We start from the raw sequence: 12,065 nt of genomic DNA on the forward strand, positions 1-12,065 counted from the left end.
CATCATCTATCTATTCCTTGATTTTGGAGATTTTCACATTGAATTGACTTTGGGGAGAATTATTAACCATAGGATGTTGCGATCGCCACTTAATTTGTCGTTGATGCCATTGTAAACCAATTAAACAGGCTACAGTTAGCACCTGTCCTGGTTCCTCCATCTGAGTCAAAATGAATCCAAAAATGGCAGTGGAAAGTAGCAAGAACTTACTCAAATCATCCTGGCACATTCTACGCCAGATAATGGAGCAAAGATATAAGTAGCCTCCTAAACCAAGAAAACCTAAATCTCCCCAGATTCCAACCCATGTAAACATTGGGAAATAAATAGTAGACTCCTGGGGCAGATAGTTGCTGTAAATAGCCTGCCAAAAATCAGCCGTTACAGGATGAACAGTTGCACCTAAAGGCGTAAGCATTGACTCGTAATCTCGTAGTACCCATCCTCCCAAACGACTAGCTGAGTGACCTGGACCGAGACCAAACAACCAATTCAGTGGGGTTTTATAATAGGGAGGAATGAGTCTAAATGCAGCAAACTTGATTCGACTAGCTTCTCCATCTATTCCCCAGATATCGCGATCAATCCAGTTTCTAAAGGCGGCAAAAAATTCTATATTTACATTTCTGATAGCCCAGAAAAATACGTAGGCTGTTAGAATAAAAAGAATTAGATACAATAATATTTTTCTTAAGTCTTTAAATTTGAGAATTACTAATAAGAACCAGCCCCCAAAAATTGCCAGAAGAACTTGTTTAGAATCGGAAACCTGTATTTGATAGACACTAGCTAAGAGTGTAGATACTTTAATCCAAGCAGGAACCGTTTTGAAACCATTCAAAAAATATAAGGCGAAATATAGTGAAATGGTGCAAGATATATAGTTTCCTGCACTGCCTCCTCCTCCCCCAAACACACCAACAATATTATCTTGCATCGTTCCTCCTACTGGTCTAGGATAAATTCCCAGAGGCAAGAGGATAGACTGAGCAAGGGCTAAGAATAAATTAAATAGGGCAAATCCCAATAACCAGCGTGTAATAATTTGAATATTATGACTACCGACGGGAACTGCCAGGATAGCAATAATAAAAATGAATGGTTCTACTAATAATATGAAGCTAAGACACAGATTTATGATACCTGCTTGATTAACTAAAGTACTGGCAGTGATGATTGCCAGCAGTAGTCCGATACCGAAAAGCAGTTCCCAAATTATGGAGATTTGCTTGCGTTCCTTAACTTTGCTTGTTAATATCGCTATTATCACAACCATGGGTATGATGATAAAATGAGCAAAATTTATTGCCTTGGGAACGCCAAAGCTGGTTAGAAGACGCGGTAAAAAAGTAATGGCAAAGCCTGCAAGAAATAATGTTGAATTTCTAACGACTCCCTGCTTGGATTTAATGACAAGATTATCAGGCATAGCTTCATTTAAAAGGATGAAATAACTACTCAATTGAAAATAAAATTATAATCATTAAATCATCCAATTAATTGATAAATATCTAAATATTGTTCGGCTATTTTTGATTTTAAAAAGCGTGTATCCATAAATGGGGTATTCGTTGGAGGTTGAGCAAGAGCATCAATTATACTTTCAGCTATATTTTTTATAGGTTCATACTTTAAGTCAAAGTAGTAACATTTAGATGAACCCACTTCTCGGAGAATGGGAATATCTGAACAAACTACTTTACATGACAGAGATAATGCTTCTAATAGGGGAAAACAGAAGCCTTCATTAGATGATGGGATGATGAAAAGCTCACAGATCTTGTATAGCCAGCAGAGTTCACGGTCGTCAATTGAGGAAACTAAAATTACCTGTTCCTGAAGATTAAGAGCTTGAATTAAAGATTGGATATTTTCTGTTTCCGGACCAGAACTACCAACAATAATCAGCTTAGTTGAATCTGGGAGTTGATTTTGCTGGAGTAGTAGAGAATAAGCTTGTATTAATATATCGAGATTTTTGTTCTTGCGATGTTGAGCTACGGATAGCAAGAAGGGAAAATCTAGAATATTATTAAGATTATCGGGCAATTTGATATTGACATCTGCAAAGTCTACATAGTTATAAACTACCTTAGTTTGATTATTTTTCTTAGTAATATATGGAAAGTGTTTGATGAGAGAATCAAAGGTTTGCTGAGAAACGCAAGCGAGAGCATCGCTACCCTGGATACATTGGTGAAGAAATAATTGATTAAAAATCACATTGGGATAGCCAAAATTATCTGGACATTCATAAGGATATAAATCATGAATCGTTGCGATTACTGGACACGGAAAAAGTTTACGAATAAAGGGAAGTGGAAATGACAGATGCACGCGATCGCAGTTAATTTTTTCAGCTAGTTTCGGTAGTCCAAACAGGAACCAAATATTTCTATAAAATGAACTATTTTTAATATCAACGAAAATTATGTTAATTTTTTCTGAACATAGAGGAAATGCTGTTTTAAAGTAATCTTTTTGCCATAAACCTAACACTAAGGTCACTTGGCTAATTTTCTTATTATCTGCAAGGCATTTCGCAAGGTTCGCAGCGTGTCTACAGACACCAGTCGGTTTTGTCGGTCTGTGTAAAGCAGCTATGAGAATATGCATATAAATATTTAATTGCTTAAACTAGGTTGAACCAAATCTTTTGTTGGTAGCAATCTCACTAGGAGAGGAGATGAAATTTAATTGTTCTGCTATATAACTGCCAACAGCAGATTCTGAGCATTTTTCTTGCCACCAAATCAGTGAATTGTGATGTATTTTTTGCATCAGTTCAACGTTTTGACTTAAAGTATCTATTATTTTATCTAGCTCACTCCAATGTACTACTTGAATAGCTGGGGACCCATTATAAAACCATCTAGATGGTAATGATTCTGCTACTACAATACAACCGTATCTTAAGGCTTCAAAAAAACGAAATGTTTCTAAAGAACTTCCTCTAGGAACTAAACATATTTTCGCATCCATTAACTGTTCTGAATAGCTTTTTGCTGCGACTTCTCTTGAACCTTGATAGCCAAAGCTGGATGTTAATGATAATTGAACTTTTAAACTTGGGTATTTCTCTTGAATAGCCTGTAAGCTCGAAATCATGCACTTACGAGTAATAATCTTGGGAGTTTGAAACCATCTTCTTGGAGACCAAAATGAATAGGACTTAAAGGCTATACTGCCAGCAAAAACTACGTCATAAGAACGAGTTTTTATATCTTTAATTGGTAAGTCTAGTTGGTTATAATAACCTAAAGGTATATCAAATATATGTAAAGATTTATTTTCGTTATATACAAAGTTTTTAAGTTTATAGAATTTAAAATAGAACAGACTTGGTAGACGCAGGAACCAGTTTTTGATATTTTGAAAAAGTATCATAGAGTTTAAATAAGAAGGGTTGAGCCAAAATTTGCTGCTAACTGTTGGATAAATACCATAACTTTTGAATACTGCTCTAACTTGATGAAAATATTTTGGTATTCGACACCACTCATCTCCCAATACAACAGCAACGACATTTTGCCCATATGATGGAAGTTGATTAACGTCCCAAGTTAAATAAAATATCAAACCTTTTATATTTAATTTTTCCTCTACTGTTTGAAAAACCTTACCAAAATAAACACAATCGACATTAAAAGATTCGTCAGTATTCGGTATATTCCAAGGAATAGGAGTTAAAGGGCATCCTTGCAAGCAAACAAAATATTTGTTAGATTCTTCGTTAGTATGCATATGTCTATTGCAACTGTTATATCTAGAAATAATCAAATTACTAAGATTCTCTACATTGTTCTGGTGCAGAATAGAATTTTTTAATTTAACTATTCTCCTTGCGAAAGAGTCAAAATTCAAGGACATCAATATTTTTAATTATTTGAAATTATAGTTTTATTCGCACAGTTATTCCCTAATCTGTTGGTAACATATTTGCAACAATACAGTGCTAATTAAAATTATATTTTCCCTTGAAATTGTCTCATTATTTTAAGCAATCTAGGTGAATCATAAACCCAGTTTTTTAGGTTTGACTTCAGATGATTGCTGAAATTGTAGTCAGGTTGATTGCGATAATAATTAACTCCATTAAAATTCTTGTATTTAATATAATCTTTTGTTTTAAACAGATTTCCAAATTTATATATTGAAGGAATATAATGACCAGTCAAAGATTTTCTAGAGAAACTAGTATCTGTTGTTTTTAAAGCACCATGAATTGTTCGTGAATTCCAAAATAAAACATCTCCTTTTTTTAATTCTGGAGCTTGAATATTCTCTTGATGAGAATCAAAGTATTCTTTAATTCTTTTGAGCCATTGACTATGAGATAAGTCTGGATTGTCACTATGAAAATTGAGATTATGTGTTTTGGGCATAACATAAAATCTACCTGCTCTCTCATCAATATCTTCTAAAGCAATCCAGGCTGCAACTAAGTTCCCATTAGGTACAGTATCTAAATACCACCAATCTTGATGTGGCTGAGTTTCAGTATTGCTATCAAATAACATCGTTTGCATTAAATTAAAAGACTCTAAATCCGTTAATTGTTTCAGTGCCATCTGCATTTCATTACTACAAAATATCTCTTTAGCAACAGCACTAAATTCAGGATAATTTGTATAGTCATGAATATCTAAAAAAGATTGTTTGACATAGCCATATTCATTCACACTATTCACTTCATATTTACTATTACTCTGTCTGAAGAATGGGTATTTGGACGGCAAAATTTTACGACAATATAAAGTCATTAATCTTTCAACTAACTCGTGAGGGATTAAGCCTTTGAATACGGCATAACCATTTTCGTCATAATATAATTTTGTTTCCATTTCGACATTAACCTCCGATGAGTGTTAGAAATTAAATATGCCTTTGAAGTCGATGTGTATGATTTTTGTAGTGGTAGATAAATCAATATTTATCTGTAAATTTAGGAAATTATCCAGAGACTTAACCTGCAAAACTTTATATCAGTACCAAAATACAAAAATAAATTACTTGAATTAGCAGTATTGTTTGATACTTGACTTACTGACTTGTTTATGATTAATGAGTTGTATTGGTCTGCATATCTTTGTATGAGAGCCTGTAGCACAATCTCAGCAAAATAGACTAAAAGTATTACAGGTTACTCATTCAATAACAATCCGTAAAATCCGGATGATTGTTAATTAATACACTTAGTTAATTTTTTGCTCTGTGTAGCTCGCGGCTTTTCAAGTATTTCTTTATACTTGCATATTAAATTTTGACCCTTTACGTCCCAGTTAAATACTTCCTTGACTCGATTGTATCCAGCTTCCCCCATTCGCAAGCATAATTCAGGATTATTGACCAAAGTTTTCATTGCTTTTGCAAGGTCTTCTGTTACTTGTTTGGGAGTTATCGCAGCTATTTTAAAACCAGTTTCCTCCGTCACTTGAAGGGCTGGACCTCCTAAATTTAAACATATAACTGGACGACCAGCAGCCATTGCTTCTAAACAGACAAATGCCCCTGAATCATGCAAGCTGGGATGAACTAACACGCTACATTCACTTATTTTATCCAGAGTTGCTTCTCTTGGCAGATTGTTCCAGAATTTAACTTGATTAATAATACCTAATTCTTGAACAAGCGTTTCAAGTCTTTGTCTTTCTGGTCCATCACCAATTATCCAGTACTCGGCATCTTTCAAGTTCGCTTGAGCAAATGCTCGTAATCCCAGAGAAAAACCCTTCCAATGTAAAAGTCTACCAATACTTAAAAATCGTATCGGCGATTGATTTGGTAATTTATTTTGATTGAGTTGCTCAATTTCTTCTGTTAGCAAACCAATCGCAGGTTCTATTTGCACATTATTAGCACCCATTTGGCGAACTCGTCTTGCTGTATCTTCAGTTGTTGCCTGAGCTAAAATACTACGTCGAGCAGTAATAATAGCGAATGGGTCTGATTCAAAGACTTTACAAGCTAGCGATCGCACTCGTTCATGAATTTTATTTTTGAGGCTGAAATCTTTCCAAAAAGACTTGGGAGCAAATTCTCCGCCACCTACAGGTCCCCAAACAAAAGGAATTGGTAGTAAAGATAAAAAGCTAGGTCTAGAGTATTTGACAAAGGTGACATGATGTGAAATATCAAAACCAATTTGACGATGAAGACGACGAGCAACAAAATAAGCTTGAATCTGCCACAGGTAATAGTGAAGTTGCATTGAACCAAAACCCCATTTCCAAGCTCCACCCCAAATGGGTAAGGTAAAATAGACAAAATTCAGATTAGGGTTTGGATTGCGCTTCAGTTCTGCTTCTATTGCTTCTTTTCCCTCATCTGGTCGAGTTAATACCCAAACTTGATGGTGCTTGGCAACTGCTTGCACTAAACCCCAACCAACAGCACGCTCCGAACCGATATGTGGCTCACATGAGTAGGCAGACATGAGAATTTTCATAGTTGGGCTTCCTTTTTGTTGAGGGAAATAATTCAAAAAATCAAAGTTGAATATTTTCAGTAATTAGTAAATTTTTTAATTGTTTGTAGTGGAATTTGATAATTTTATTAATGATTCTGAAGAAAAATTATTCTTGAATAATTTTTGAGACTGTACAACTTTTTCATAAATTTGAGCTATTTGTTCTGCTGCTGCTTCCCAAGTAAACAATTTTGCTCTTTCTATTCCTTTGTTCACTAACTCTCGATAGAAAACAGGGTCATTTTGTAAACTAATTACCGCATTGGCAATTGCTTGACTATCTTTCGGATTAACTAAAATTCCGGCATCACCTACGACTTCTGGCATAGCAGATGTATTAGAAGTAATAACTGCGGTACCACAAGCCATTGCTTCTAAAAGTGTCATGCCAAAACCTTCATGTAAGGAAGGAGCAAGTAAAATATCAGCTGCATTATATATAGGAGTTAACATTTCATTATCTGGCATTCCCAAATAATGAATATGACTCTCTAAGTCATGATTTTTAATAAATTCTTTTTGAATATCTGTGAAATCGACCCCAACTTTCCAAAATTTGAATTCTAAGTTTTTTTGTTTTAAAATCACTAAAGATTCCAGAATATTAGCAATATTTTTCCTGGGATGATTAGCTCCAACATTGAGTAGACAAATTGTATCAGGATTTAGCCCATACTTTGCTCTAAAAGTTTGAATCTCATCACTTGGTAATACTTTAAATTTTTCATCCACAGCATTAGGAACTACAGAAATACACCCTGGCTCAATACTAAAAAACCTATTAGTATCTTTTGCCGTCATCTCAGAAACACTAATAATATGATTAGCTAAACGCATTCCTTTGACTGCATGTTTCCACACTGCGTCGCTAATAAATGGTATCTGAACTGAACCTTGAAGGTTTTCGCGATAATATAAGTTAATTAAATCATGACAAGTAACAACTGCCGGCTTTGCTGACTTTTGTAACCAATAAACAATATGAGCTTCAGCAGATTCAATTATATGAAATATATCAGCATCCTGCTGCTGAACTTGACGCGGATAAGACCAAAATCGCTCATAATATTTTTTGATTCTCAGAGATAGAGATTTACTTTTTCTATCATATGAGCGAGGTAATAAATCAATAATTTCCCAATCAGGGCGAACTTTTTGTAAACCAGATATAATTCCATCTGCATAGACTTGCATACTAAATTCTTGCATGGGTCTTACAATTACTATACGCATAGTTTTTAAAGTAATTGAATATGTAAACTAATACCAATCATACAAAATAGTAAACATAACTAAATAGTCGCATATTCTTTACCAGATTCTGTAGTAACAATTTGCCAAAGGTCAATTAATCTTTCAGCAATTTTTTCATGTGTATAATACTGCTCTACCCGATTAATACTGTACCTTTTAATTTCTTGTCGCCAATTAGGTTCACAAATCATTTTTTCTAAAATCATTGCTAAACTGTGATAATTGTCTTCAGGAAAAACTAAATCAGTACGTCCAATTACATTTGGAATTTCACCAGAATTAGAACCAATAACTGGTACACCCATCGCCATTGCCTCAATGAGTACATGACCAAATTGTTCTTTCCAAGTTGTAGATGTTCGCGAAGGCAAAATTAAAACATCAAATTTACTAATTTCAGCAGGCGCTTGTTCGTGACGTACTCCTCCTCGCCAAACCACAAAATCTTCTACTTGATATTTTTTAGCTTCTTGCTTTAATTCAGTTTCTCCTTTGCCAGAACCGCAAAGAATAATTTTGAATTTATATCCTTTTTGCTGTAGTAAACTTGCCGCAGCAAAAATTAGGTCAATACCTTTTTCAGGGACTAAACGACCAAGAAAACCAATATTAAACTCATCACTGGGAGTATCTAAGATTGGTGGAGTAAATAGACTTGTATCTACACCAATTTGTGGCATCACTTCCATTAAGCCCTGATAACCCCATTGACGCATAATTTTAGCGCCATCTTGATTGCCTGGAATAATCAGTTTTGCCGTATCCAAGACAAATTTACAAGTCCAGCGACGGATAAGGGGCAACTTTCTTTCCATATTTTCCCATCCAAACACAACCATTGGTTTACTTGTGAGTCGGCACCAAATTGCCAATTCAAAAGCACATAGAGAAAATACTTCTTGCTCAACTTGTATAACATCAGGACGAAAATCGCGAATAACTCGCCAGATTGTCCAAGGTGCAAAAATATGAGCGCCACCACGACCAGGAAATAGCACAGGTGCTGTGTAGATTTTTACGTTTTTAAAGGGAGTTTCTACTGGTAAATGGCGATTCCACTCTGCTGCTTTCCAATTACTTGGTGCTAACAAAGCGACTTCTGTCTTGTTGGCGACAGATGCGATCGCGTTTAATTTTCCCTGATTGACTCCAACCACGTAAGCATGGCTGATAAATAGTACACGTATTTTTTCAGTCATACTGTTTCCTCCCTAGGTGAATGGCTCAGTAGTAGGTTGGGTCGTTTTAAAGGAAATTTCGGGCGCTTTTGAGGCACAAATAACCAAGTAATAAGTTCCCTCGCTAAGGGTATAGGTAATAATCCTACAGAAAGAAACCACAGACTAAATGCAAGTTTCTTTATAAACCTATATTCTGAGTATTTCCACAGTGACCGGATGCCTAGAATCATTAGCTTCCATGAATTATCGGTGGGAATCGGGTGATTTTGCGGATCGAGACGATAAGAAGCCATCCGCGACCATAAACGCCCAAATGAGCGCATTTCTAGGTCTTGAGGAACTTCATAACCTAATTCCCTAGCTTTTTGTAGCAATAAAGCGTAATTTTGTAAATCATGCTTGACAAATCTGCGGAAGCGATCGCCACTAACTGTTGCTAATGCCCATTGGTTGCTAGTATGGATGCGATAAGCTGCCAGGGGTTGGTGAATGGCGATAACATCACCATAGAAAGGAATCAAAGTCCAGAGATAATCATCAGCAGTAAGTTTGTATTCGTCGGGAATGGGAAAAACCTGCTCTAAAGCTTTGCGGTTGAGTGCATTTCCACTAGTCGCAACACTATTGTAACCACCAACTTCTAATAAGTTTCTCCAAACTTCCCCGCTTGATAAGGGTTTATCTCCCTGGGGATACTCGTACCCTAATGGTTGTTTGCAGATATCTACCACTGATAAACGGTAATGTACTTTTGCCGTATTCGGTTTCCAGACACCAACAACAGTTTCTACTGTATGGGGAAAGAGATAATCATCAGAGTCAAGAAATATAATAATGTCACCTTTACTAGCAGCAAAGCCACTGTTAAAAGCAGCAGATTGTTTACCATTTTCTTGGTGAAATATGGGAATTATTTTATCCCTGTAACTCTGTATAATATCGCGAGAGTTGTCAGTTGAGCAGTCATCAACAACAATTACTTCTGTATGAGGATAGGTTTGATTAATAGCACTTTCGATAGCATCGGGTAAGAATCTGGCGTAATTATAGTTATTAATAATGATGCTGACTACAAATTTATTACTTTCATTCATAATTTTCATTGAAATATCAATTATTATACATCATCAAACAAGATTGTTTCTATATCAAATCCATGTATCCTAATTTGATAAAATAATAAAATGTAATAAACAAAACTTTCACGCGATCAATTAATGAAATCTTAGCTAGATATTCTTTTATATAATCACTGTAATCAATCTTATGATTATTGCTTCTTAAATAATTTGCCCAACCTTTAGAAAACAATTTTTGACTCAACTGAATAAAAGATGGAAAATTAACGAGCATACAATAGCCGCTCATCATTAATATTTCTGCATCAATACTTCTCTTCTGATTAATTTCTTGAGTAGTATAGCGATTATTACTATGTATTCTAAAAATACCTAAATTTTTCTTACTGGAATACCCTCTGCCGATTCCGACTGCTACATACTTTAAATATAGGTCGCAAATAGCTAGACCAGAAAACCCTTTAATTTCGGGCAAAGGAAATATTTTCTCTAAAAGCTGTCGAGAAAAGCACAAGTTAGATGTAGAAGGTGTAAAGGTAGGTAACTCTGCACTAATAATATTATTTCTAAAATCAATTAATGATAATTTTTCTACATGACTTAAATTTGTATTCTTATTTACAATACTCTCGAAGTCTAACTGAGATATATCTTCAGAAGTCATTGGAAATGATTCATTAAAAGCCCAGTCTATATCGGGATTTTGCTGAAACCATTCAACTATTGTCGCAGCTTTGTTAGATAAAAATATATCATCTGAATCCAACAGGCAAATAATATCACCTTTACTTGCTTTAAAACCTGCATTTAGTGCTGATGCTTGTCCACCGTTTTCTTTTAAAATAGGAATAATTTGATTGCCATAACTAGCGATTACATCACGAGAATTATCAACAGAACCATCATCAACAACGATAATTTCTACGTTTTTATATGTTTGATTTAATGCACCATCGATGGCTTGCCTGAGATGTGAACCGTAATTATAGTTATTGATAATAATACTAACTAGAGGCTCTTGAGTTTTCAATAAGCTCCTATTATCATGACAATTATAAGTTAATTCCTTGTTCATTATTTTACCTCTTATATTCACTCAATCTAGTTAGATATACCAGTTATATATAAAATTAGCGTTTATCATTCTTTAAAAGAATACGCATCATTTTTTTATAGAGTGCCATCCAAAATGTATAGCGCCAACCTTTCCAAGCAGTCATATCTAAATACCGATAAAACAGTCGTTTATGAATATGCTGATAAAAATTCCACGGTTTAAAACTAGATGCAAAGTGAATAATCCAAGGTTCATTTAATATGTTTTTAAAACTCTCCTCGGTAAATGGGCTTTCTCGCCAAGATTTATATTCATAAATAAATGGTGTTTGATTCCATCTAGGATCTAGTTCTCCCCAATTACCTGCAAGTATTGCGTTTAGTGCATCTTGGTCATGAAAACGGATATCTTCTTGATGCTGTTCAAGGTATTGAATCGCTTTTTGAGTTATGTTTTCAGAACGCCATTTCTTAAGATTAATTACTAATACTCCAGAATTAAAATATTTCCAATCACCAGGAATATTTAATTGCTTATAATTGACTAATCCAGAATTAATACAAGGAAAACGTATTTCCTGAACTGCTAAGATATAGTTATCTGCAATATCTATATCCCAAAGTTGTTTAATATCTCGATTCAGTAGTAAATCACAATCAAGATAAATGATTTTTTCATAATTATCTGGTAAAAGCTCAGGAATTAGTAGACGATAATAAGCTGCTGTTGATATATGTCCTGATATTTTCATCCCTTGAGGTAATTTTTTGGGTAATGACAACCATCTAATATCACAGCGCTGAGGGTCTAGAGAATTAGCTATTTTTTGTTTATTAACTTCTGTAATTCCACCATCAATAATAAAAATACGTAATTTAGTATTAGAGTCTAAATTAGCGAAAATTGAGCAAGCTGTCACAGCTAACGGCATTGCATATTTATCATCTGCTGCAAATATAACAGGAATATAGTTGCTCGTATCTAGGTTACTGATATTTAATGAATGTTTTGTAACTAGCATTATC

At 34.6% G+C, this 12,065-nt stretch carries 10 protein-coding genes; all 10 read right to left on the reverse strand.

Annotated features, from left to right (window positions below):
• Positions 1-10: 10 nt before the first annotated feature.
• The 10 genes from IJ00_RS06205 to IJ00_RS06250 all read right to left on the reverse strand — a co-directional run bounded on the left by IJ00_RS06205 (position 11) and on the right by IJ00_RS06250 (position 12,061).
• On the reverse strand, positions 11-1,429 hold the full coding sequence (locus IJ00_RS06205) for a hypothetical protein (protein ID WP_035151058.1): 1,419 nt from the start codon (positions 1,427-1,429) through the stop codon (positions 11-13).
• Between the two features lie 59 nt (positions 1,430-1,488).
• A complete protein-coding gene (locus tag IJ00_RS06210) occupies positions 1,489-2,616 on the reverse strand; it encodes a glycosyltransferase family 1 protein (protein WP_035151060.1) in 1,128 nt (375 codons plus the stop codon).
• 21 nt (positions 2,617-2,637) lie between these two features.
• Positions 2,638-3,744, reverse strand: a complete 1,107-nt coding sequence (locus tag IJ00_RS06215) for a hypothetical protein (protein ID WP_046814733.1) — start codon at positions 3,742-3,744, stop codon at positions 2,638-2,640.
• A gap of 221 nt (positions 3,745-3,965) precedes the next feature.
• Complete coding sequence (locus IJ00_RS06220; protein ID WP_035151062.1) at positions 3,966-4,844, reverse strand: phytanoyl-CoA dioxygenase family protein; 879 nt, start codon at positions 4,842-4,844, stop codon at positions 3,966-3,968.
• Between the two features lie 338 nt (positions 4,845-5,182).
• Positions 5,183-6,448, reverse strand: coding sequence for a glycosyltransferase family 4 protein (locus IJ00_RS06225; RefSeq protein WP_035151064.1), 1,266 nt, complete (start codon positions 6,446-6,448; stop codon positions 5,183-5,185).
• Between the two features lie 75 nt (positions 6,449-6,523).
• The gene (locus tag IJ00_RS06230; protein WP_238178444.1) at positions 6,524-7,678 is read right to left on the reverse strand and encodes a glycosyltransferase family 1 protein; all 1,155 of its coding nucleotides are present in this window, start codon (positions 7,676-7,678) and stop codon (positions 6,524-6,526) included.
• Positions 7,679-7,761: 83 nt separating this feature from the next.
• Positions 7,762-8,922 (reverse strand): glycosyltransferase, encoded by a 1,161-nt coding sequence (locus IJ00_RS06235; RefSeq protein ID WP_035151067.1) that lies wholly within the window; start codon positions 8,920-8,922, stop codon positions 7,762-7,764.
• Positions 8,919-9,998 carry a glycosyltransferase gene (locus IJ00_RS06240; protein ID WP_035151068.1) on the reverse strand — a complete coding sequence of 360 codons (1,080 nt, stop codon included), beginning with the start codon at positions 9,996-9,998 and terminating at the stop codon, positions 8,919-8,921. The genes IJ00_RS06235 and IJ00_RS06240 overlap by 4 nt, the downstream gene beginning before the upstream one ends.
• Positions 9,999-10,047: 49 nt before the next feature.
• Positions 10,048-11,058, reverse strand: a complete 1,011-nt coding sequence (locus IJ00_RS06245; RefSeq protein ID WP_046814734.1) for a glycosyltransferase family 2 protein — start codon at positions 11,056-11,058, stop codon at positions 10,048-10,050.
• Positions 11,059-11,113: 55 nt separating this feature from the next.
• A complete protein-coding gene (locus tag IJ00_RS06250; RefSeq protein ID WP_046814735.1) occupies positions 11,114-12,061 on the reverse strand; it encodes a glycosyltransferase family 8 protein in 948 nt (315 codons plus the stop codon).
• Positions 12,062-12,065: the final 4 nt, after the last annotated feature.

The organism is Calothrix sp. 336/3, assembly GCF_000734895.2.
Lineage (GTDB): Bacteria > Cyanobacteriota > Cyanobacteriia > Cyanobacteriales > Nostocaceae > 336-3.